Genomic DNA, 24,154 nt, shown 5'->3' on the forward strand with positions numbered 1-24,154 from the left:
TGGCGCCAACTACCGGCAGCTCGATCGCGGGCCGAGACCACGGTGACCGGCAGCGGCCAGGCGATGGCCAGTTCCGGATCGTCGTAGGCGACGCCGATATCCTCGGTCGGATCGTGCGGACGGTCGATCCGGTAGCAGACGTCGGCGGCCGCGGTGAGCGCCTGGAAGCCGTGCAGGAAGCCCGGCGGCACGTAGAGTTGCCGAAATTCGGTGTCGTCGAGTCGAAATGCCTGCTGCCGCCCGAAACTCGGCGAATCCGGCCGGATATCGACCAGCACGTCGTACACCGCGCCGTGCGCGCAGCGCACCAGCTTCGCCTCACCGCGCCTGGATCGTCCGTGCATGCCCCGGATGACTCCGCGTGCCGAACGGGATTGCGAATCCTGCACGAATGCGGCCGCCGTACCGGGTGCGCCGAGGTGGGCGTCGAACTCCGTGGCGTCGAAGGTGCGGGTGAACAGGCCGCGGTCGTCCCGGAAGGGTTCGGGCACCAGCACCAGGACATCGGCGAGATCGGTGTGTTCGATGCGCACCAGGCCATCGTGTCATGAACGGCGCGGTCCCGGGCCGCGGTTGCCGCGGCTGCTCGAGTTCCGAACTCACCCCGGTGCTCGATCTCGGCAAAGTTCCTGCCGCCGACCACTTTCCGCTCGCGGGCAGTGCGATCGAAACCACCGAGACCGCGCATCCGCTGCGCATGGATGTCTGCGGCGCCTGCGGGCTGGCGCAATTGGCCGATGACGACACCCGCACCGCTGAGCCGCGCGGTATCGAGCCGCAGGCGCTGCGCGATCAGGCCGCCGACGCGGTGGCACGGGTGGCGCGCGCCGGGCTGTTGCGCGGGCGGACCGTGCGCGAATTCGGCAGTCCGCACGGCGGTACCTGGCTGCCATTGCTCGCGGGGCGCGGGTTCGAATCCGCCGACGGGGTCGCCGATGTAGTGCTCGACTGCTTCGGCATCATGCACGAGCCGGATCAGCGGGCCGCCTTCGCGCAGCGGGCCGCGGCGACCGCACCGACGGGTCTGCTGCTGCTCCAGTACCACTCGCTGGCCACGATTGTCGCCGGTGGTCAGTGGAATGCATTGCGGCACGGGCATTTCGCGTACTACTCGCTCGGCGCACTGCGCCGATTGCTCGAGGCCGCCGGGATGAGTGTGGCGACGGCGTGGGAATTCGACCTGTACGGCGGCACCGTCCTGATCGGCGCGGTGCACGGCGCGGTCGAACCGGACGGTTCGGTGCGCGCGATTCGCGCCGCCGAAGCCGAGTACACCGATCTCGTTGCGCTACAGGGCCTTCAGCGCACGACCGACGAGCATGCCCGACTCCTGCGCCGCTGGCTCGAGGCGATGGCGGCGCGCCGCAGACGGGTGTACGCCTATGGGGCGGCGTCGCGCGCGGTCGCGCTCTTCAGCATTGCCGGAGTGCACCGCGGACTGATCGCCGCGGTTGCCGATGCCTCACCGGCCAAACAGGGCCGCCGGATGCCGGGCACCGACATCCCGATCATCTCTCCGGCCGAACTCGTCTCCGCCCGACCGGATTTCGTGCTGCTGACATTGCGCGATCTGCTCACGGAGGTCCGTGCCAGGTTTCCCGAGCTCGACGGCCGCTGGGTCGTCGACGACCCGGCTGGCCCCTCGGAAGGGCGGTGAACATATGCCGTGAGTTCGCCGTCGTAGCGGGATCGGCGTCGGCGTTGCGCGTTTTGCTGTAGAGACATCTGTTATTGGGGAACCTGAGGGGAAATACTGATGAGGGAGAACACACTCCGTAGCCGGAGTCTGCGCGCGTTCATACTGGCCTCGGTAACGGCTTCGGGTCTGGCCTTTACCACCGGCGCCGCATCCGCGGCGATCGATAGCACCAGTCAGATCGTCGATCGGCAGGATCGGACGGTCGAGGCGATTCAATCCGATACCCGGATCGATTTCGTTCCACCGCTGGACGGCAATCCGCTGACCCGCGAGTGGTTCCACAACGGGGAGGCCTCCTACCGCATCTCCGGACCGAACGCCCAGGACTGGTCGGGCCACATCACGGTGGGATACCAGGTCGGATATCCGGCCACGGTAAACGGCCGGATCCGGTTCCAGTGGTACACGCCGGACCTCGGTCTCGATCTCGGTGGCGCCGACGGATCGGTGCTCAAGCTCAACGGACTGATTCCGCGCGCGGGCGTCGAGCTCGAGGTTGGTTTCGGGCCCGGCATCCAGACCTTCGAATGCACGGGCGGCGACGTCTCCGGCTCGGAGGGCTTCATCCGGATGTCCGGCTTCCACGGTACCGTCACCGGCGTGCTCGGTCAGACGACCATTCGCCCGTTCGTGCGGGTGATCAGCGCCAACGGAGATGCGGTGTACACCTACGGCACGCTCTGGACCATCTGAGTCCGCAGTGCTCAGCAGTGTGGCGTCCGGTCATCGGGCGCCACACTGCTGTGTGGGCACCCTGGGGTGAGAATTGCCCACCCTCGGGTTTGCTGGGCGATCCCTGAGGTCTCTGTTCCGCGGGGCGCGGACACCGGAAAGTTGTTCGTGTTCCCGTTTCCGATCTCCCGGAGGAATCCCCTGTATGCAGCCGAGCTACGTTCACCAAGTCCGTCGGCAGGTATGCGAATACGGGGATACGAGGTCGTACACCTATCTGCGTGAGGTCGGTCGCGAGTTCGTCGAGGAGATCGTCACCTACCGCGAACTCGATCGCGATGCCAGGGCCGTGGCCGCTTGGCTGGCGACACGTCGAGAAGCCGAGCAGCCGGTCGTGCTGCTCTATCAGGACGGCATGGCCTTTCTACGGGCTTTTCTCGGTTGTTTGTACGCCGGTGTCGTGGCCGTCCCGGCGCCGCTGCCGCACTACGAGAGCAGCGCGCAGCGGGTTCGCGGCATAATCGCGGACTCCGGTGCCCAGCTGGTGCTCACCAGCGCCGATGTGCGACCGCTGGTCGTGGCGGCCACCACGGCGACCGTCGTCGCCACCGACGATCCGCTCGGCGACCCGGACGCCTGGCGCATGCCCGACATCGATTCCGCGACGATCGCCTTCCTGCAGTACACATCGGGTTCGACGGGCACACCGAAGGGTGTCGTCGTGACGCACGGCAACCTCATGCACAACGAGGCCGCCATCATGGCGATCGGACTGGGTGAATCGACGACCGCCGTCAGCTGGATCCCGCATTTCCACGATATGGGGCTGATCGGCCTGCTGCTCGCGGTGGTCTACGGCGGCGGGAATCTCGTATTCATGGCGCCGACGACCTTCCTGAAGCGTCCGGTCCGCTGGCTGCAGGCCATCGACAAATACCGGGCAACCATCACTGCCGCACCGAATTTCGCGTACGACCTGATCCTCCGGCGGGTCAGCGACGAGCAGTTGGCCGAACTCGATCTCAGCACCCTGACGATCGCGCTGTGCGGGGCCGAGCCGGTCCGTGAGCGGACCGTGACGGCGGTGCTCGAGCGGTTCGCGCCGACGGGTCTGCGGCCCACGGCATTCCTGCCCGCGTACGGCCTCGCCGAAGTGACATTGCTGGCCAGCGTCGGAGCGGTCGATGCGGCACCGGTCTATCTGGACTCCGAAAGCGGCGCCCGGCTCGTCGGTTGCGGTTCGCCCGCCCGCGGTCTCGATATCCGCATCGTCGACCCGGACACGCGAGAGCAGTTGCCGGACAACACGGTCGGCGAAATCTGGATCCGAGGTGACAGTGTCGCCGCAGGCTATTGGAACCGTCCCGCCGAGACCGTGGACACCTTCGACGCCCATATCGGCACCGAGGGACCATTCCTGCGCACCGGTGACCTCGGTCTGCTGCGCGATAACGAGTTGTTCGTCACGGGTCGCCGCAAGGACCTGTTGATCATCAACGGCCGCAATGTCTATCCCCAGGATGTCGAAGAACTGGTGCAAGAGCTGCATCCCGCGCTCGCCGACAGTGCCGGAGTGGCCGTCGCCGTGGACGCGGGCGGCAGGGAGCGAATGGTCGTGGTGCAGGGCGTGCAGCCCGCACGGCTCGCTGGCTCGACGCTGGCCGAGCTGACCTCCTCGATCAAGGTCGCCGTGGCACGTGGCTTCGATGTGCCCGCGCCGAATGTCGTTCTGGTAGAGCGCCGTGCGGTGCATCGCACCACCAGCGGCAAGGTGCAGCGCGGCTCGATGCGCGATGCGTTCCTCCAGCACCGCATCGAGGGCGTACTGCACGAGGATCTCGAACCGGCACTGAACCGAGCACTGACCGTCTGAATCAGGAGTCGAACTTGTTCACCACCAACACCTTTGCCCGCTCGACCACGATCGAGGGCTGGCTCGTGACGCGCATCGCCGACTACACCAACCGTGCCCCGCACCAGGTGGACCCGGCCGTGCCGCTCGCCGAACTCGGTCTCGACTCCGTTTCCGCGGTGAGTCTGTGCGGCGAGATCGAGGACCGCTGGCAGCTCGATCTCGACCCGACCATGGTTTTCGACTACCCCACCATCACCGATATCGCCGAATTTCTGACCACCGAACTCGCCGAAGTCGCATGACGGATATCGCCATCGTCGGACTGGATTGCCGATTTCCGCAGGCAGCGGATCCCAATGCGCTGTGGCAGATGCTGATCGACGGACGCGACGCCATCGCGGAGGTGCCCGCGAACCGCTGGCATGCCGACGACCTCCACGACCCCGCCGGTGGACCCGGCACCATCAACACCCGCAGCGGCGGATTCATCGAAGACGCGGACGCATTCGACCACGAATTCTTCGGCATCGCGCCGCGCGAGGCCGAGGCGATGGATCCGCAACAGCGCCTGCTGCTGCAGGCCACCTGGCGCGCCTTCGAGGACGCCACTCTCGATCCGCGAGCCCAGTCCGGTTCGCGCACCGGAGTTTTCGTCGGTGTGATGGCCAACGAGTGGGCGAATCTGCAGATGAGCGACTATGCCGCGATCACACCGCAGCACGGTTCGGGCAACGGGTATTTCATGACCGCGAACCGGCTGTCCTATCAACTCGATCTCCGCGGTCCGAGTATCGCGGTCGATACCGCCTGTTCGTCATCGCTGGTCGCCATCCATCTCGCCTGTGGTGCACTGGCTTCCGGCGAATGCGATCAGGCGGTCGCCGGTGGCGTGAACCTTGTTCTCACCCCGGCCGTCGGCGTGTTCTACACCCAGGCGGGCCTGTCCGCGCCCGATGCCCGCTGTAAACCGTTCAGCGGCAATGCCGATGGGATCGTGCGCGGTGAGGGCGTCGCCGTGCTCGTGCTGCGGCGCCTGGCCGATGCGGTGGCCGAGGGTCTGCCGGTCTACGCGGTGATCAAAGGCAGCGCGGTCAATTCCGACGGCCGCAGCAACGGCATCACCGCGCCGAACCGGTGGGCACAGCAGCAGGTCATCACCGAGGCGTATCAGCGGGCCGGTGTGCGGCCGGAAGACGTGGACTTCATCGAAGCACACGGCACCGGAACGATTCTCGGTGACATGATCGAGGTCAAGGCGCTCGGCGCCCTGCACGGGGCGAACCGTGCCGAACCCTGCGGGATCGGATCCATCAAGGGCAATCTCGGCCATACCGAGGGCGCTGCGGGCGTCGCCGGACTGATCAAGGTCGCGCTCGGCCTGCACCACGGTGTGGTCGCGCCGACGAGATTCGCCGAACAGGAAAACCCCCGGCTGCGGATGAGTCACCATGGTCTGCGCCTGGTCGCGGAACCGATGCCGCTGCACGGACCGGCGCTCGGCGGGGTCAGCAGCTTCGGGATCGGCGGCACGAATGCGCACATCGTGCTGGCGAGCGCACCCGCGAAGCAAGCTCCGACTGCGGCCGGTGGTGGCGTACTCACGCTGTCGTCGAATGATCAGGAAGGACTGCGACGCAACGCGCTTCGACTCGCCGACGCGTTGGCGACGGTACCGGAGGATCGGTTCGCACAGCTGTGCTGGACCAGCAACCAGGTCAAGTCTTCCGGCCGCACGCGAATGGCGATTGTCGCGGCCGATCGTGGCGACGCTATCGCACGCCTGCGGGGCGAACCCGAAATCGGTGTGGCACAAGCGGTCGGCACCGGTTGGATGTTCACCGGTCAGGGCTCGCAATTCGCCGGTATGGCACGGGCATTGGACGCGGCGAACCCGTCGTTCCAGCACGCCCTGTGGGCGGTCGACGATTGCATGATCGACCACCTGGGTCGCTCGGTGCGCGACCTGCTGCTCGATGAGAGCACCGATATCGACCGCACCGACCTCGCACAACCCGCCATCTTCGCGATGGAATACGCACTCGCTCGGACACTCGCCGACGCGGGCGTGCGGCCCGCATGGCTCATCGGGCACAGCATCGGCGAATTCGCGGCCGCGGCCGTCGCGGGAGTTTTCGACCTCGACGACGCGTGTCGGCTCGTGGTCGCGCGCGGACGGCTGATGCAGCAGTTGCCCACGGGCGGCGCGATGCTCGCGGTACGCGCGGCCGAGGACGGGGTGGCCGATCTCCTCGCCGAGGAACCCTTGGTTGCGCTCGCCGCCGTCAATGGTGCGGCAGATCTCGTGCTCTCGGGTCCGGTCGCGGCGATCGAGCGGATCCGCGCGGCACTCGACGCACGTGCGGTGATCACGAAGGCGCTCAATGTTTCCCATGCGTTCCACAGCCCGCTGATGGAGCCGATGCTGGCGGAGTTCGAGGCCATCGCCCGGGACTGCGTCTATCGTGCACCGAATATTCCCGTCTATTCGACCGTGCGCGGCCGCCTGCTCGATGCTTGCGAGCTCATGGACGCCGCGTACTGGACCGAACACGTCTGTGCCACTGTCAGATTCGCCGACGCGGTAGCGGGAGCACTAGGCACCGAGCCCAGCCATATCATCGAGGTCGGCCCGCGAAAGGTGCTGGCGGCGCTGGTCGGCCGGATTCGGCCCGAGCTGGCGGCGCGCTGCCTCGCGCCAAGCCCCGGACCGGGTGCGACCGGCGCCGAATTCGCGCAGACCCTTGCCGCGCTGTACCGCGACGGATTCGCCCCCGATTGGGATCGACTCTACGCATCGGCGCAACGAGTCCGTCGCCGCCTGCCGACCTACGAGTTCTCGACCGAACACCGATTCTGGGTCGAACCCCCCACCCACACAACGACTTCCACAACACCTGAGGCAACAACCACTATGGATCAATTGATCGCACTCTTCCGCGAGCAGGCCGCCGTATTGGCCAGTGTCGCGACGGGATCCACCGAGATCCGGACACCGGACACCGAGCGATCGTCGGTCAGCCCGGAGGCGGTCGCCGCCATTGTGCGCGCGGAGGTGGCCCGGGTCAGCGGCTTCCCCGCCGACCTGTTGCGGGACGACCGGACGATCACCGACGGCGTCGGACTCGATTCGATCATGCTCACCGACCTGTTCGGCGGACTCGTCCGCAAACTTCCCGGACTGACCATCGATCCGAGCTGGTTCACGGCGACGACGACCCTGGGTGATGTCATCGGCTATGTCGCGGATCAGGTCACCGGTGCGCCCGCGCCCGCCGCGCCGGAACCCGAGCGCGCAACCGTCGCGCCGGAGTATCGGATCTCCGACTTCGCCGAGGTGCGGGCGATCGCGGATCGGCTTTCAGGCGGCGAGGCGCTCGGGCTGTCGAATCCGTATTTCCTGATCAACGACGGCGTCACCCGGGACACCTCGGTGATCGACGGCGCGCCGGTGCTCAACTTCTCCAGCTACAACTACTTGGGCCTGTCCGGTCATCCGGCGGTCGTGACGGCAGTTCAGGATTCGGTCGCGCGCTACGGCAGTTCGTGTTCGGCCAGCCGCGTGCTCTCCGGTGAGAAGCCGGTGCACCGCGAACTGGAGGCCGAACTCGCCGGATTGCTCGGCACCGAGGATGCGATCGCACTCGTCGGCGGCCATTCGACGAACGTCACAATCATCGGGCACATTGTCGGGCCGGAGGATCTGGTGATCCACGACAGCCTCGCGCACGACAGCATCCTGCAGGGCTGCAAACTCTCCGGTGCGACGCGGCGGCCGTTCCCGCACAACGACCATGCGGCACTGGACCAGTTGCTCACCGATATCCGGCACCAGTATCGCCGTGTGCTGATCCTGATCGAGGGTGTTTACAGCCAGGACGGCGATATTCCGGATCTGCCCGCGATCATCGAGGTCAAGCGGAAGCATCAGGCGCTGTTGATGATCGATGAGGCGCACAGCATCGGTGTGCTCGGCGAACACGGTGGCGGGATCGGCGAATACTTCGGCGTCGATCGCGGCGATGTCGAATTGTGGTCGGGCACCATATCGAAGGCGCTGGCCGGCTGCGGTGGTTATGTGGCGGGCAGCGCCGAGCTGATCCGCTTCCTCAAATACACCACACCGGGATTCGTCTACAGCGTCGGCATGACCCCGATGAACGCGGCCGCATCGGCGGCCGCGATCCGTCAGCTGCGCACCGACCGCACACCGCTGGATCGCCTGCGGCACAACGCACAACTGTTCCTGCGCCTGGCTCGCGATGCCGGTATCGACACCGGTGACAGCGCGGACACACCGATCATCCCGTGCATCATCGGCGACTCGATGCGGACGCTGACACTGTCGAACGCGCTGCTGCGCCGCGGCATCAACGTCAACCCGATTCTGTACCCTGCGGTCCCGGAAAACCTTGCCCGCCTGCGGTTCTTCGTCACCGCATGCCACACCGAGGACCAGATTCGCGACACGGTGAAGATCCTCGCGGAGGAGTTGGCCCTGCTTCGGTCAGCTCGCTCAGCGGAACTCGCTGCTGATTTCGGCGAATAGTACCGGGGCGTCGGCACCGAAGGTGAGTGCGGCGGTATGCAGTGCGGCTATCGCTGCGGCCAAAGCGTCCGGGTTCGTCGCGTGCTCGATGACGCTCAATGCGAAGTAGGGGCGATGCACGGGACCGTTATCGAAGGGATTCGCCTGCGAACGCGTCGACTCGACGATCGTTGCGACGAGTTGCCGCGAATTGTTCTCGACGGGTCCGAACTCCTCCTCGTCCAGACGCTCGAAGGCGGACGGCATGTCATCGAACGGTGCGGGTAGCGGTTTCCCATCGCCCAATGCGGTCAACGCCTCTGCCACCCAGGGTCTTTCGGCGATACCGGCCAACTCGCACGCCTTGATCGCGCACCGTCGAGCCAGCCCTCGCAAGCTCGGCTCATCCATGGCGGCGATCGCCTCGGCGAGCGGACGGTCGAAGCGAGCCAGCTCCGCCGCCGAGAAGTATTCGCGCAATTCCGGTATCGGATCGCCGCCCCATGCCACGCGCTGGGCCGCCGCAGCCTGCGCCTCGAGGTCAGCGACCTCGACGCGCCGGGCACCGGTGGAGTCCATGACGACAATCCACTGCGGCTCCGTGGATTCCTCCGCCGCGGTCGGCTCGGGTATCGGCACGTTTTCCGGGATGCCGTATCCCGGCATATCCCACTGTCGGTGCGGCAGCAGATCGCCACCATCATCGGGCCACAACCGAATCCGCCAGATATCACCCGGCGTCGTGGTCCCCGGCCATCCGTAGTTCACGAATCCGCGACCGCTGACTTCGATCAAATAGTCGCCGGACGGTATCGGACACGGGTCTGCCCACATATCGATTGACGAAATGCTCAGTGCACCACCGGAATCCACCCGCAGTCGACCTTCGCACACCTGCTGCCAGTCGTCGCGATCGTTCGGCGGCCTGCCATCCCACACCTGCACCGCGATCGACATCTCGAAATTGTTCTGATGCGGGCTCAGCACGAGCAGTGCGGCACCGTCGCCCGCGCACGGCCGCTGCGCCAATGCCTGATCGAGCAGGTCGGGCTCGGTATCCGGATCGCCGAGACCGCCGTCTATGCAGAACTGACCGTAGTCCATCATCAGCTCGACGGTGTGCTCGGCAATTCGGTTCGCCCCGTTTGTCATTCGGCCATCCTGGCATCCGTCGGGCGAATCGGTTATCCCGGCAGTCGCTGCGCCGCGATGGCGAGATCCTTATCGCCGCGCCCGGAGAGGCCGAGTACCACGATCGAGTCGGCGGGCAGATCACCGCGTTCGGCCAGTTCGAGGACATACCCGACGGCGTGGGCGGATTCGAGGGCGGCAATGATGCCTTCGGTGCGCGTCAGCGCGTGTAGACCGCGCAGAGCCACGGCGTCGGTGGCGGTGCGGTAGGTGACGCGACCGATGTCCTTGAGGTAGCTGAGTTCCGGGCCGACGCCCGGATAGTCGAGGCCCGCGGCGATGCTGTGAGTCGGCGTGACCTGTCCGTCGTCGTCCTGCAGCAGATAGCTGTAGGCGCCGTCCATTTCGCCGGGACTGCCCGCGCTGAGGGTGGCGGCGTGAACCCCGGTTTCGACACCGAGGCCCGCGGCCTCGACACCGATCAACCGAACGTCCGGTTCATCGACGAAGGGGTGGAACAGGCCGATGGCATTGCTGCCGCCGCCGACACACGCCACGAGGTAATCCGGTAGTCGGCCTTCGGATTTCAGGATCTGCAGCCGGGTCTCGCGGCCGATGACGGTTTGCAGATCGCGCACGATCATCGGATACGGTGCGGGCCCGGCCGAGGTGCCGAACAGGTAGTGCGTGGTGTCGAGGTTCGACACCCAATCGCGCACCGATTCGCTGATGGCCTCCTTGAGTCTGCGGCTGCCGGTCTCCACCGGACGCACCTCGGCGCCGAGCAGCGTCATCCGCATGACATTGGAGGCCTGGCGATGCATATCGTGTGCACCCATATAGATGACGCACGCCATGCCGAGCATCGCGCAGACGGTCGCCACCGCGACTCCGTGCTGACCGGCGCCGGTCTCGGCGATGATCCGGGTCTTGCCCATCCGCTTGGCCAGCAATCCCTGGCCCAGTGCGTTATTGATTTTGTGCGCACCGGTATGGGTCATATCCTCGCGTTTCAGATAGACCCGCACGCCTGGCACCGCGAGCAACTCCGCGAAGCGCGGCACTTGATGCAATAGCGTGGGACGGCCGACCCGGGTGCGGAGCAATTCGCGGAGTTCGTCGCGGAATCCGGCGTCGGTCCGCGCCAGCGCATACGTCTGTTCCAATTCCAACAGCGCGGCCATCAGACCTTCGGGAACGTACCTGCCGCCGAACTCACCGAACCGCCCGCGCTCGTCCGGAAGTGTGCTGGATAGCAACGCGCCCCGCGACACATGATCAATAACCATCCACACCAACGCTTCCTGCCGCGAGTCCCCAGCAACCTGTCTACTTCGACTCGCCGCAGGGCGCGCGCCCGCAACGGATTAGTTAACAGTCTCTTTAGTTTGCCGAATCGGGATTCACCACATCGGCAGTCCGGCGAAACTGCCAGTTCATGTGTCAGACCAGCAAATCCGGGCGGTTGCGGACGGTGGCTACGGTACGGACGCGCAGGCGATGCAGTGCCGCCTTGGCGAGGCGGGCATCACCGGCGAGCACATCGCCGCGGTGAACCAGATCCGGGTAGTCGTTGGCGATGCGGTGATGGAAGCGATACATATCGGTCAGTTTGCTGACGGTGGAGGTCTGGCTGCACAGGTTGAACGACGAATTGCGCCAGGCGGCCAGAATTTCGGTCATGCCGAAGAAGGCGCCGAAGGACGAGACCCGCGCGAACAGGTCGACGTCCATGGGAAAGACCAGGTCACCGCGCAAACCGCCGACGCGGTCGTAGTGCTCGCGGTAGAACATGGCCGCCGCTGTCGGTCCGAAGTCGGCGGGGCCGCGGCGCACGATGGTGCGCGCCAAGGCACGTGGGGTCTGTCTGCCGAGCAGCCCGGCCAATCCGAGTTCGGTCTCCAGCACCTCCCCCGCCTCATCGATCACCTCGAAACGGCTGGAGGAGATGGCGATCGACGGATCGGTCATCACCTCGAGTTGGGTGGTGATCGCACCGGGACGCAGTACATCGTCTGCGCAGACGACCTTGACGAATTTCCCGGCGCAAGCTCGGATCGCCTTGTCCCAGTTGTCGCCGATGGCCAGCACGGTGTCGTTGCGCAGCAATCGGATTCGTGGATCGTCGAACGATCTCGCCACCTCCGACGTATCATCGGTACTCGCATTGTCCAGGACGACCAGTTCGAATTCCGCATCCTGATCGAGGATCGATCGCAGGGTTGTGGCTAGCGTCCGGCCGGAGTTGTAGGCCGGAACGCAGACCGACAGCGTCGTCACCACAGCTATCCCCCTGATCGTGGGACCGGCCGAACCGGTCCGTTTTCCACCAATCCGAATACGCGCGCCAAACCACTCCGGCCCGCATCGATCTGTTCGACGGCCCGCTGTTGCAGAGGATCCCGGAGCGCAGGTGCATCGTCCCACAGCTCATCCAGCGCCATGGTCAATTCCTGTTCCAGTTCGGGATCGTTCAGATGCACCACGCGCAGTCCGGTCCCGAACATCTGCGCCAGCCCGTGGAATTTGTCGTCGTAATACTCCGAGGCGGTGATACCGACCGCCGGAATCCCCTGGGACAGCGCGAAGACCGCCAGATGATAGGCACTGGTCACCAATACGCGACACCGCCCGACCTGCCGGGCCACATCCGCCGGGGTGCCACCGCGACCGACCGGTGGCAGCGCCTTGTCCGCCCCAGCCAGCAGCGGCAACGTCGAAAGCCGGTCCTCCGAGGCGTATTCGGAGATGATCAGCGGCACCAGCCCGGCATCCAACTCCGCGGCGCGAGTGCGCACCACCTGCCCGACGATCCCCTGGGCTTCGAGGCTGACCTTCGCATAATCCGCGACACGCAGACAGACGCCGATCTCGGTGCCGATCCTGGCATCGCGACTGCGATAGGCGAATTCGACCGCATCGTCACCGGTGACCAGCACCCGATCCGACTCGACGCCGAATTTACCGAGCAACTCCGGGCCGCGCCGCCCTTCGCGCAGCGCGACGAAATCGACCTTCGGCAGCACCTCCTCGGCTCGGCGGACCAGATATGGGTCGCGCATCGGTCCCATGCCCTGACCGATCAGCGCCGACGGGATGCGGCGTGCGGAGGCGTATTCGAGCAGGTTGAGGGTGCGGTGCGCCTGATAGCGGTCGACATCGGTCATATAGCCGCCGCCGATCGCGAGTACCAGCGAGGCCTGTTCGACCGCCGCCGGAATCTCCACCGGGAATTCGAGTTCCGGTGCTACCGGATTCGTCGCGGCATCATCGGACTCGCCACGACCCCGGGTGCGGATGGCGCGCAGCCGATCCTTCGGTCCATCCGTGGTCGCCCGCCACCACAATGCCGCCGGGCCAACCACTTTCGTGCCCGCGGTGCGCGATAGCACTCCAAGCCAGCCGTCGGATCCCCAGCGCCAATCGGGCCCGCAGATCGGCTCGACCTCCGGCATCAGCCCCTGTAGTACGCCGGGTTGGTGGGTCAGCACACCGATGCGCGCCCGCGGCCAATGCGCGCGGATCCGCTCGACGGTGACCACCATCATCGCGATATCGCCGCGATTGCGCAGCCAGTACTCGCCGTTCTCGACGAGCACCCGGATCTCACGTTCGGCGATATCGATGTGCTCAGTCACAGACCCCTTGGTCCCCACTGTTCTAGTCCCTCCCGCTGGTCCCCCGCGGGTCGGTCCGTGCCCGGCACGAACTCGTGTGAAATCTACCCCACTCGATCGATGTGGGCCAGCACGCCAGAACTGTCGCCGGAACTTGTCGGTGGCTTGTGCGATGCTGCGTTTCATGGTGCGGCACACCTGCTTTCAGTTCTGTCTCGACCCGACGGTCGAGCAGCACACGGCGCTTGCCCGGCACGCGGGTGCTGCTCGGTTGGCATACAACCAGTGCTTGGCTGCGGTGAAATCCGCGCTGACCGCGCGAGATTCCAATCCAGAGGTGGTGGTGCCGTGGTCGGGTTTCGATCTGATCAACCACATCAACACCTGGAAGAAGTCCGAGGCTGCCGGACGCATGTTCCCCGTCGACTCAGGCGGGGTGGCGACGGTAGTGGTGACGGGGCTGGCCTGGCGACATGAGGTGTGCCAGCAGGTGTTCGAGGAAGCCGCAGTCGACTGCGGGCGAGCGCTGGCAGGTTGGTCGGCCTCACGTTCGGGTATCCGGCGTGGACGCCGGGTCGGGTTCCCGCGGTTCAAGAAGAAAACCGATACCACCCAACGATTCCGGATTCGTAACAGGAATTCATCGCGTGGGCGGTCATCGATCAAAGTCGGGGACCGCGCAATTACCCGGTCGATCACGCTACCGGTGCTCGGAACGATCCGGGTCCGCGAGGATACTCGCCGACTGCGCCGGATGCTGGCCAGCGGGCGCGCGAAGATCCTTTTCGTCACCGTCACGCGCCGGGCGGGCCGCTGGCATGTCAGTGTGAATGTCGAAGCCGCCGATCTGCACTCGGATCGACGGCACCCACCACGCGCGCCGCAGGATCACGGTGGGTGGGTCGGGACCGATCGTGGCCTGTCGGTGTTTCTTGTCGCCGCCACCAGTGACGGCCGCGAACTCGATCGCGTCATCGACGCCCCACGCGCCCTGGCGGCGGGACTGCGGCGGCAGCGCCGCCTGGCCAAATCCGTGGCGCGAAAACGCAGGGGTCCAACAACCGGCGCCGGGCCACCGCACGATTAGCACGGCACCACACCCATGTCGCTGCCCGGCGGCGGCATTTTCTACACGAGGTCTCCACCCGCCTGGTCAATACCCACGACCGGCTGGTCCTGGAAGACCTCAATACCGCCGGAATGCTGGCCAATAGGCATCTTTCCCGTGCCATCAGCGATGCCGGATGGGGTGAGTTCGCCCGCCTGGTGAGCTATAAACAGCAATGGCGCGGCGGACAAGTACTGTTCGCGGATCGCTGGTTTCCGTCCAGTCGCATGTGTTCTCGTTGCGGAACTCGCAATCGCATACTGACGCTGGCGGATCGGGTCTTCGCCTGCGACTGCGGTCACCGCCTCGATCGTGATCTCAACGCCGCGATCAATCTCGCCGCCTGGGGCGAGAAACATCATCAAACCCAGGCCCGGGAGCCCGAAGCGCGAGCCCCGGTCATCAATGTCCGCCGACGAGACGGCGCTGGCCCACACTCCGGTGTGGGTGAAACCGTCCCGGATGACGCGGAAACCGACACCCTCACCACATCCGTGGCGGTGGTCTAGGACACCCGAAAAGGGTGGCGTTATCCAATCATCCAGTTGGATGACACGCTGTAGACTGTTGCGCGGGAAGCGAGTTCAGGTAGCGGACTCGCCCCGGCATCGCCAAGAGTAGGGGGCCGCGGTGACGCCAGCAACCGGGGCATTGCGCGTCCATATGACGGGTTCAGAATGGTTTTCGGTAGCCCCCGGCGGACTCAATCGTTATTTCACCGAACTATTCCACGCACTCGCACGGCAACCGGCCGTACAGGTTTCGGCGTCGGCATTCGGCACGACCGGTGCCGATGATCCGCCCGGCGCTCGGTCGTGGGGACGAACCGGCGGTTCGACCATCACCCGGGCCCGCTCCGCGTTTCTGGAGCGGGCCGAACTGGGCCGCGCGGATATCCTCGACCGGCACTTCGCGCTGTATGGTCCGGTGGCCTTCGCGCGTGGCGGGCGGGTGCCGCTGGTCGTGCACTTCCATGGACCGTGGGCCGCCGAGAGCCGCCTCACCGGACAGAGCGAAATCGGTGCACGGGCGAAGTATCTGCTCGAGCGGATCCGCTATGCGGGTGCGGACCGATTCGTAGTGCTGTCCAATCACTTTCGTGAAGTACTCGGCAACGACTATCGGGTCCCGGCCGACCGGATCCGGGTCATCCCGCCCGGTGTAGATCTGACCCGATTCCGAGCCGCACCGATTCCGACCGGTACCCGCCGAACCGTGCTGTGTGTGCGCAGACTCGAACGCCGGATGGGCATCGACACGCTACTGCGCTGTTGGCCGGGCGTGCTCGCCGAACATCCGGACGCTCAACTCGTCCTCGTCGGAACCGGTACCGCCGAGGGCGAATTGCGTGCCCAGGCCGCCGGTACCGGGCTGGACGGTGCGATCACCTTCGCGGGCAGTGTCGACGACCGACAACTCACCGAACTCTATGAACGGGCCGCGCTCACCGTTGTCCCGACCATCGCGCTGGAGGGATTCGGTCTGATCGCCCTGGAATCCCTCGCCGCGGGTCGTGCCCCGATCGTCACCGACTGTGGCGGACTACCGGATTCGGTACGCGGACTGGATTCTTCGCTGATCGTGCCCGCCGGGGAGGCCGAGGCACTGGGCGCGCGGATCGTGGCCGCACTGAACGGTGCACTGCCGACGCCCGAACAATGTCGCGCCCACGCGGAAACTTTCTCGTGGGATGTCACAGCGCAGCGTCATCTCACGATGTATCAGGAATTAAGGCGATGACCCCATCGAGGACGACCAAGGCCCTCTTTCTCGCGCATACCGCGGCGCCGTCGGGCGCGGAACTGGCGACGCTGCGGTTACTTGCCGCGCTGCGTGAGCCGGGGCTCATCGATGTCGCGCAGATCTATACGGAGGACGGCCCGATGGTCGAACGCATGCGGGCGCGCGGAGTCGAGACCCGCGTCGTGCGTGGCGCTTTCGACAGCCGTGCCATGACCATCGGGTCCGGGCCGGTGCGGCTGGTCGCCGGATTCATCGCCCTGCTGCGATTGGGCTGGACGCTCGGTGCGACCGCGCGCGAACTGGGTGCCGATGTGTTGATCGCCGAGAGCACCAAGGCTTTGGTGATGGGTGCGATCGCGACGCGACGAGCGCGAATTCCGCTGGTGTGGCAGGTGCACGATCGGATCTCGGTCGATTATTTCGGCCGACTGCCGACGGTCGTCATCCAGCTGCTCGGCCGACTCACGGCGCATGGTTATCTTGCCAATAGCCGAACCACCTTGCGCACCTTGCGGATCGGCCGTCGTCCGGCGGTGGTGGCCTATCCGGGTGTGGAACTCGGCGAGGATATCGAGCGCGCCGCGCAGCGTGCGCCCACCGAAGCGGTCCTCGTCGCCGTCGGCAGGCTGACGCCGTGGAAGGGCCAGGACGTGCTGCTGCGCGCCATCGCGGCGATGAAAGTGCAACCGCGACAGATCTTTCTGATCGGCGGCACCTTCTTCGACGAGGAGCCCTACCAAGCCGAATTGGCGCGCATGGCACAGGAATTCGGACTGCCGGTCACCTTCACCGGACACGTCGACGATCCCGGAGGCTATCTGCGCGACGCCGATATCCTTGTGCACTCCTCGGTACTTCCCGAACCGTTCGGACAGGTCGTGGTCGAGGGTATGCACGCGGGCTGCGCGGTGATCGCTTCCGGACCGGGCGGTCCTGCCGAGATCGTCGAACCCGGTGTCAACGGACTGCTCGTGGACGGCGGCGATCAGCGACAACTCACCACCGCGCTCGACACCCTCATCGCCGATCCGGCGCTGCGCACCCGCCTGGCCACGGCGGCCCGCACCCGCGCCAAGGATTTCGACATCGAAGCTTCGGCGCACACCGTCGCCACCTTCCTGAATTCCATAACCCAACGCAACGGTGCCGTACCCAATCGGCGGCGCTCGCGGGGCCCTACGTGGTCACGCTCCGCTACCGCCTCCGGGCCCGTCGCTCCCGCCGCGGGGGGCCACCAGAATCCGCGAGAACGGACTCCGCATGTCTGAGCACAAACATGCCGCAGGCCAGCCCACCGAACCACCGACACCGACCGCCACCGGCGGGGCCCATCGCAAGGACGAACGCGGCGCGCCCGGCGGCGGCCTGCACCGATCACACGGCCTCGGCGGGGTGCTGCGCGATATCGGCTACGTCACCTTCGGCAAGTACGGACAGTACGTCATCACGATCGTCACGGTTCCGCTGATCGCGCGCGTGCTCGGCGCACACGGCCTCGGCCTATTGGCAATCGGTATGTCGTCGTATTTCATCGGCTCGCTGCTCGTGGATCTCGGCATCACCTCGTTCCTGGCCGCGCGGGTGCACGATTCGCGCGAACGCGACGGCGAGAGCGCGCGACTGCAGATGATCAATCAATTGCGCGGCGATTATCTGGCGATCCGCGCGAGCACCCTCGGCGTCATCGGGATCGCCCTGTTGCTTTGTCTGGCGGCGAGTGCGTCGGTGCAGGTGGACATGATCCTGTTGGGCCTGTTCGCGGGCGGATTCTGGTCGGTCTCGGAGGATTGGCTGCTGATCGGGCAGGGCCGGTTCGGAGCGTCGACCGCCTATCAGGCGGTCGGCCGGGTCGGCTATCTGATCCTGCTCGTCGGGCTACTTCCCCGGATGCCGAGCGCGCAGCTCGCACTGCTATGCCTGCTGATATCGTCCGTGCCCACCGTGGCGCTGACCTGGTGGGATTCGCTGCGCACCTTCGGCCCGCCCGCGCCGCCCCGGCAATTCAAGAGCGTATTGCGGACGGGCGCACCGGTTCTCACGTCGCGGGTGCTGGTGACGTCCTACGGTCAGGGCGCGGCCGCGGTGTATTCGGCTGTGCTGGACACGGTTTCGCTCGGTCTGTACTCGGCGGGCGATCGGCTCGTGCGCGCGATCCAATCCACCCTGGATCCCATCGGATTCGCGCTACTGCCCCGCATGGCGAGGCGCAGCACCGATCACCGATTCTGGCGGCACGCGCTGCTGGCGCTGGCGGCCTGCATCTGTGTCGCCACCGTCGCGGCCGTGGCCGTCTGGCTGGCCGCGCCGCTGTTGATCCGGCTGGTCTTCGGTGATGAATTCACCGGAGCCGTCGGGCTGTTGCGGGTCGAGATCTTCATGCTGCCCGCTACCACGATCACCTCGTTCGTCACCACGGCGCTGCTGCCGGTGCGACAGGACACCACCGGTGTGCTCATCGGTGCGGTGCTCGGCACCTGTGTCGCAGGCGTCGCACTGTTCATTGCTTTTCGGACTCATTCGGTCTGGACACTCGTCTACGGCAGTGTGCTCGTCGAATTCAGTACGGCTATCTGGTATCTCGCGCGGGTCCGCACATTGATCGTGCGCGAACGCACGGCGCCCGTAGCCTCGAGTCCCGCCGTGGTGCTGATGCGCGAGGAGGGCACCGCGTGAAGATCTTGTTCGTCGGGGACGACTGGGTCGGCAGCAATGCGCGCTCGCTCGCGGACGGCTTCCGGCAGGCGGGCCACGAGGTGGTGGTCGTCGACTCCACCCCGGTCACCCTGCCGATACGACTGTCGCCGCCGTGGGTCTATGCCAAGTTCGCGCGGCGGCGCGCGCCGTGGACCGTCACCGACCTGCACGGCGAAATCGACCGTGCCGCAGCGCAGTTCCAGCCGGACCTGATCTTCGCGTTTAAAGCCGTGCACCTCGACCAGCGCAGGTTGCTGGACATCCCGGCGCGGCTGCATGTGCACTACAGCCCCGACGATGTCGCCAATCCGGAGAACATCAGTCCGGAATACCTTGCGCACGAGTCCGATTGGGATCTGATCGTCACCACCAAGCAGCACAATGTGCCCGAACTCCTCGATCGGGGCGCGAAGGCGGTCGGTTTCGTCCGCAGCGCCTACGACCCGGCGTGGCATTATCCGGCCGCGCGCGGACGGACACCGCGCTACCTGGTCGGCTTCATCGGCGTCTGCCGCCCCGATCGCCGGGCCGATCTGGTCGCGCTGGCCCGCGAACACGGTGACCGGATGCTCGTGCGCGGTCCGGGCTGGCGGCGGGTTCCGGAATTACGTACCACCCGCGCCACGGTGGGCGGCCCGGTTTACGGTTCGCGCTATTCGGCCGTGGTCGCCGATGTCACCGCGAATCTGGTGCTGCTCAACTCCGACAACCGCGACACCCACACCTGTCGCACCTTCGAGGTGCCCGCCGCGGGTGGGCTTTTCGTCGGCGAACGCACCGACGAACATGCGGAACTTCTGCGCGACACCGTCGAATGCTTCCTGTTCGCCGATCAGACCGAACTGCGCGAAATCCTGGCCTGGTGCGCGCGGCATCCGGAGAAGGCGGATGCGATCGCCGAGGCCGGATATCGGCGGATCGCCGACGGCGGGCACCGATACGTCGACCGAGCGCGCGAGATCATGGACGCACTCGAGGCTCATTCATGAGCGAGCGCAGCGAGCGAACAATCGACACAGCCGCCCAGGCGGGCATGACGGAGCCGAGCGCCAGCGAGGCGCAGTCATGACCGCCTATTCCGAGATCATCGCAATCGCGTGCGCCCTGGTCACTTTGGTGGTTGCTGCGGCGTGGGTGCCGAGCGTCGCACGGGTTTTCATCATCGCGCAGGCGGCATTCTGGTCGCTGTCCTACCTCGCCCGGCCGCTGGTACTCCTCGCAGTACAACCCGAACCGCACTACGGCGACAATGTGCCCGACCCGCGACTGGCCGTACTCGGCTACGACCGCGGCATCGCACTGGTGCTGCATCATGTCGTCTTCGGCTTGTGGGTATACGCGATATTCATTGTCGGATATGCGATCTGGTCGCGACACCATCCGGTACCCCGCGCGCCCGCGATGACCGGCAATCCGGATTTCGTGCCCGCCCTGGCCGCCATCTACGTCATCGGGCTGCTCGGTAGGGGCGCCTCCTACGCCTCCGGATCCACCGGGCACGCCGGTGATGTCGACAGCGCCAATCCGATTCTCGCCTTCGTCAGCATTCTCGCGACCGTCGCAGCGCTCGGACTGATCATTTTCATCCGACCGGCCCAGCCGCGCACCACCGCGCTGTTGATCGGTGCGCTGTTGGCCGGGGAACTGATGTGGACCGTGGTCGTCGAATCGAAGACCCCGATCCTCGGTGCCGCGCTGGCCGTGGCGGTCCGGTTCGCGATACTCGGCTGGACCAAGGCCAAGGTCGTCGGTGTGCTGGCCATCGCGGTGCTCGGCATCGGCGGTTTCGGGTGGTTGCAGTCGTTCAAGACCACCGAGGCAGGCAAGGCCGAGGCAGCGATGACCAGTTCGGCATATCCGCCTTCGGTGCGCCCGTTCCTGAGCATCCTGCGGCGCTTCGATCTGCTGGAGGCCGCGACCGACGCCTACTATCACGGCACCGGATATTGGCTGACGCCCGCCGAGGAGTTCCGCCACGCCGCGCTGAGCCTGATTCCGACCCAACTGCTCGGTGCCCCGAAATTCCAGTCGGGTACCGCATGGGCCGACGACGTTCGCGGCGCCTCGGTGGATATGACACGAGTCTCGGTGTCACTCGCCGAGGGAAATATCAACGAGGGCTATGTGATCGGCGGCTATACCGGCATCGTGGTGAGCGTCGGCTTCACCTTCGTGCTGCTGCTCGCCTGGGCCAAAGCGCTGTATTCCCGGCACTTCCCGATGGTGGTGCTCGCGCTCGCGCTGACCGGAGCCTCCTCGCTGTTCGAGCGCGGCATCCTCGGCAGCATGGAAGCGCTCGGCAAATTCCTGCAGGCCGCGGTGCTCGCGACGCTGATCTATTTGGCGGTCCAGGAATATCGCCGCCGCGCGAAACCGCGGGTCCTATCGCAGCCACCGCAACAGCCTTTGCTCGTCATCGGGAAAAGAGGTTCCGAACAATGGGGTTGATCGATTACTGGCATATCGCGCGTCGTCGCTGGATGCTGATTCTCGGTGTGCTGGTGCTGTGCCTACTCGCGGCGGTGGGTTACGCACGCAGCCAACCGACGAACTATGTGGCCACGAGCAGCGTCTACGTCTCGATGGCGACCGGAACCTCGGTCAACGATTCGTATCAAGGCGGACTGGCCGCCCAGCAGCGCGTGCGGTCGTACCTCGACTTGGCCACCAGCGCCAATGTCGCCAAGCGCACCATCGACGATCTCAGCCTGAAGATGTCGGTCGACGAACTGCGTGCCAAGATCACCGCGGCCTCGCCGCCCGCCACCACCTTGATCGTCTTCTCGATCAAGGACAGCTCACCCGAACGCGCCCGCGATATCGCCAATACCGTTGTCGCACAGTTCCGTCAGTTGATCGGCGAACTCGAGTCCATCGAGAAGGACGCCGCACCCGCCGCCCGCGCCGAGGTCGTGGACCGGGCCGAATTGCCTTCCGGAGCGAGCGGTCCGCAATCGACCCGGCTGCTCGCGCTCGGTGTGCTGGCCGGACTCGCGCTGGGCGGGCTGGCCGCCTTCGTCCGCGATCGCACCGACCGCAAGCTGCGCACCTCCAATGATCTGGAGGCGGTGCTGGCGGGCCCGATTCCCGGATCGACGCGTACCAGCGCGCCGGTGCCGATCCTCGGCATCATCGATCTCGGTCGTCCGGGCGCGGTCGAGGAAACCCGAAGGCTGCGAACGCGTTTGCAGCGCAACGGTGAGGCGACGACGGTGCTGCTGTCGAGTCTGTCGGCACGGTCGGAGCCGGAAATCGCGATGGCACTGGCCAAGTCGTTCGCCGATACCGGACGGCATGTGGTGTATATCGACGCCGACACCTCCGGTCACGGCGGATCACAGCAGATCGTCCCCGGGGTGGTGCCCGGACTGGCCGGTGTCCTGCACGGATCCTTGCCCGTTACCGATGCACTGACCGGCTGGCCGCAGGCCGGGATGACGGTGCTGCCGCTGGGCGAGCTGGATGAGCACACCTCGGATTTGCTCGCCTCCGACCGGTTCGCGGCCGTGATCGCCAAACTGCGCACCGATTACAACCATGTGGTGATTCAGGCCGCACCGGTCGCCCACGCGGCCGATGCGATCGCCCTTGCCCCGCTGTGCGAGCAAACCGTCGCGGTGGTCGAACTCGGCACCAGCACCGCACCGCGAATCCGCGGCGCGCTGGCCACATTCGGGGACAATCTGCTCACCGGCGCGGTAGCGTACAGCAAGCTCGGCACGGGTATACAGCGGCTGGTGGGGAGGCTGCGCCTGTGAGTTTCGAGGCTGTCCATCGCCGACGACTGCTGGCCGCATCCCTCGGCGCCGCCACCGCGGTACCCCTGGCCGCCTGCTCCTCCTCCGACTCCCCGGGTGTCGAATTCCGGTCACCGCATGTCACCGACGCACCGTCGGCGCGCAATGTCCGCGACTTCGGTGCGGTCGGGGACGGCGTCGCCGATGACACCGCGGCGATCCGGTCGGCGGCAGCCGTCGGAGACGCGCCGCTCGTGCTGTATCTGCCCGCAGGCCATTACAAAGTGACCTCCTGGCCCGATCTGCCCGACTACGCAACGGTTCTCGGCGACGGCGGCGATGTCACGCTGGTCACCTGCGATGCCGACATCACGCTCATCACACTGCGAAAACGCAACCGCGTGCGGTTCTCCCGCATCGGCTTCTTCCTGACCGGATCGCGCTCGACGGCGGTGGTGCTGTCGGAATCGTTCCGCTGCTCCTTCGATGGAGTGGTGATTCGCGGCAATCACCTCAGCGACAACCATCCGCGCTTCCTGCAGCAGCGCGGTGTGGTCCTCGAAAACAACACCGGTGGAACGGCATTCGTCAACTGCGATATCAACAACTTCGGCTTCGGCATCGTCACCTCCTGCATCCAGAACTACGTGACCTCCTCCAAACTCACCAGCAACTACATCGGCGTGCTCGGCACCGGCAACAACCACAACGCGGGGCTATCGCTCACCAATGTGGAATTCGTCTCCGACGAGGATCCGCGCACCACCGATCGGCATATCAGCATCGACGGTGCGGCCAATGACTGGTGGCTGACCAATGTCTGGTTCGAAGGCGCCGATACGGCGCTGTCGGTGGGCCAGCGCGACCGCGGCGGACCCGCCCAGTTCGGCATGATCAACTGCAAGGTCGCCGCGCGCACGGTCGGGCTCGACCTCGTCTACTGTCGGCAGCCGTATCTGGCCAATGTGCAATTCGACAAGGACTCCGATCGGCCGCCGATCGAGTTGCGCATCGACGCGACGGGCTGTCCGGAGGGCACCGCGGTCAACCTGATCTCCAGTGCCTCCGATGATCTCGCGCCCGGCATGTTTCCGGAGAAGTGGCACGTCATGGGGCGCGACGGCATGCACGCGCCGCAGTACAGCGGCACCATGGTCGGCCGGGCCGGGCAGGGCAATGCGGATATCTACCAGGCGCAGGCCCCCGACGGCACCGTGCGATCGGCCGTATTGTCCAGCGGTGCTTGGCTTTCCGACCACGCGGAGAGCGGGATCATCCTCAAGGACGCGGCGGGCGGCTACTGGCGTCTATCGGTCGGCACCGATGGTGCCGTGAAAACAACCTCGCTCGGCCGCCAACGACCCCGGGAGTGA

At 66.0% G+C, this 24,154-nt stretch carries 18 protein-coding genes and 1 pseudogene; 14 read left to right on the top strand and 5 right to left on the bottom strand.

Annotated features, from left to right (window positions below):
- Positions 1-533, bottom strand: a 533-nt coding sequence (rfbC, locus tag NP3_RS02885; RefSeq protein ID WP_063037583.1) for a dTDP-4-dehydrorhamnose 3,5-epimerase, incomplete at its 3' end; no start/stop codon positions are given.
- A gap of 14 nt (positions 534-547) precedes the next feature.
- Between rfbC and NP3_RS02890 the strand changes: the two genes are divergently transcribed.
- From NP3_RS02890 to NP3_RS02910, 5 genes are all read left to right on the top strand, one after another.
- Entirely contained in the window at positions 548-1,657 is a 1,110-nt protein-coding gene (locus NP3_RS02890; RefSeq protein ID WP_063037480.1) for a class I SAM-dependent methyltransferase, read from the top strand.
- 99 nt (positions 1,658-1,756) lie between these two features.
- Positions 1,757-2,392 (top strand): MspA family porin, encoded by a 636-nt coding sequence (locus tag NP3_RS02895; RefSeq protein WP_063037482.1) that lies wholly within the window; start codon positions 1,757-1,759, stop codon positions 2,390-2,392.
- Positions 2,393-2,576: 184 nt separating this feature from the next.
- Positions 2,577-4,244 carry a fatty acyl-AMP ligase gene (locus NP3_RS02900; RefSeq protein ID WP_063037484.1) on the top strand — a complete coding sequence of 556 codons (1,668 nt, stop codon included), beginning with the start codon at positions 2,577-2,579 and terminating at the stop codon, positions 4,242-4,244.
- 14 nt (positions 4,245-4,258) lie between these two features.
- Positions 4,259-4,528, top strand: a complete 270-nt coding sequence (locus tag NP3_RS02905; protein ID WP_063037486.1) for an acyl carrier protein — start codon at positions 4,259-4,261, stop codon at positions 4,526-4,528.
- On the top strand, positions 4,525-8,772 hold the full coding sequence (locus NP3_RS02910) for a type I polyketide synthase (protein ID WP_063037488.1): 4,248 nt from the start codon (positions 4,525-4,527) through the stop codon (positions 8,770-8,772). Before NP3_RS02905 ends, NP3_RS02910 begins: the two co-directional genes overlap by 4 nt.
- Here NP3_RS02910 and NP3_RS50220 read toward each other — a convergent pair.
- From NP3_RS50220 to NP3_RS02930, 4 genes are all read right to left on the bottom strand, one after another.
- Complete coding sequence (locus NP3_RS50220) at positions 8,740-9,903, bottom strand: hypothetical protein (RefSeq protein ID WP_245720779.1); 1,164 nt, start codon at positions 9,901-9,903, stop codon at positions 8,740-8,742. The genes NP3_RS02910 and NP3_RS50220 overlap by 33 nt on opposite strands.
- Before the next feature lie 32 nt (positions 9,904-9,935).
- On the bottom strand, positions 9,936-11,171 hold the full coding sequence (gene trpB / locus NP3_RS02920) for a tryptophan synthase subunit beta (protein WP_063037489.1): 1,236 nt from the start codon (positions 11,169-11,171) through the stop codon (positions 9,936-9,938).
- A gap of 154 nt (positions 11,172-11,325) precedes the next feature.
- Positions 11,326-12,165 carry a glycosyltransferase family 2 protein gene (locus NP3_RS02925; RefSeq protein WP_157124023.1) on the bottom strand — a complete coding sequence of 280 codons (840 nt, stop codon included), beginning with the start codon at positions 12,163-12,165 and terminating at the stop codon, positions 11,326-11,328.
- A 2-nt stretch (positions 12,166-12,167) separates the two neighbouring features.
- Positions 12,168-13,520, bottom strand: coding sequence for a polysaccharide pyruvyl transferase family protein (locus NP3_RS02930; protein WP_063037491.1), 1,353 nt, complete (start codon positions 13,518-13,520; stop codon positions 12,168-12,170).
- Positions 13,521-13,683: 163 nt separating this feature from the next.
- Here NP3_RS02930 and NP3_RS02935 point away from each other — a divergent pair, with 163 nt between their 5' ends.
- From NP3_RS02935 to NP3_RS02975, 9 genes and pseudogenes are all read left to right on the top strand, one after another.
- Entirely contained in the window at positions 13,684-14,586 is a 903-nt protein-coding gene (locus NP3_RS02935) for a helix-turn-helix domain-containing protein (protein ID WP_169814433.1), read from the top strand.
- On the top strand, positions 14,529-15,116 hold the full coding sequence (locus tag NP3_RS51365) for an RNA-guided endonuclease InsQ/TnpB family protein (RefSeq protein WP_084508074.1): 588 nt from the start codon (positions 14,529-14,531) through the stop codon (positions 15,114-15,116). The genes NP3_RS02935 and NP3_RS51365 overlap by 58 nt, the downstream gene beginning before the upstream one ends.
- Before the next feature lie 154 nt (positions 15,117-15,270).
- Positions 15,271-16,347 (top strand): glycosyltransferase family 4 protein, encoded by a 1,077-nt coding sequence (locus NP3_RS02945; RefSeq protein ID WP_063037501.1) that lies wholly within the window; start codon positions 15,271-15,273, stop codon positions 16,345-16,347.
- Positions 16,344-17,504: pseudogene (locus tag NP3_RS02950) on the top strand (glycosyltransferase family 4 protein); the annotation flags it as partial. The gene NP3_RS02945 and the pseudogene NP3_RS02950, both read left to right, overlap by 4 nt.
- A gap of 106 nt (positions 17,505-17,610) precedes the next feature.
- Entirely contained in the window at positions 17,611-19,023 is a 1,413-nt protein-coding gene (locus NP3_RS02955; protein ID WP_084508078.1) for a lipopolysaccharide biosynthesis protein, read from the top strand.
- The gene (locus NP3_RS02960) at positions 19,020-20,033 is read left to right on the top strand and encodes a CgeB family protein (RefSeq protein WP_063037503.1); all 1,014 of its coding nucleotides are present in this window, start codon (positions 19,020-19,022) and stop codon (positions 20,031-20,033) included. The genes NP3_RS02955 and NP3_RS02960 overlap by 4 nt, the downstream gene beginning before the upstream one ends.
- Before the next feature lie 76 nt (positions 20,034-20,109).
- Entirely contained in the window at positions 20,110-21,492 is a 1,383-nt protein-coding gene (locus NP3_RS02965) for a hypothetical protein (protein ID WP_174566164.1), read from the top strand.
- The gene (locus NP3_RS02970) at positions 21,483-22,802 is read left to right on the top strand and encodes a Wzz/FepE/Etk N-terminal domain-containing protein (RefSeq protein ID WP_063037505.1); all 1,320 of its coding nucleotides are present in this window, start codon (positions 21,483-21,485) and stop codon (positions 22,800-22,802) included. The genes NP3_RS02965 and NP3_RS02970 overlap by 10 nt, the downstream gene beginning before the upstream one ends.
- Positions 22,799-24,154 (top strand): glycosyl hydrolase family 28-related protein, encoded by a 1,356-nt coding sequence (locus tag NP3_RS02975; RefSeq protein ID WP_063037507.1) that lies wholly within the window; start codon positions 22,799-22,801, stop codon positions 24,152-24,154. Before NP3_RS02970 ends, NP3_RS02975 begins: the two co-directional genes overlap by 4 nt.

The sequence above is a fragment of the Nocardia pseudovaccinii NBRC 100343 genome, assembly GCF_001613225.1.
Classification (GTDB): Bacteria; Actinomycetota; Actinomycetes; order Mycobacteriales; family Mycobacteriaceae; genus Nocardia; species Nocardia pseudovaccinii.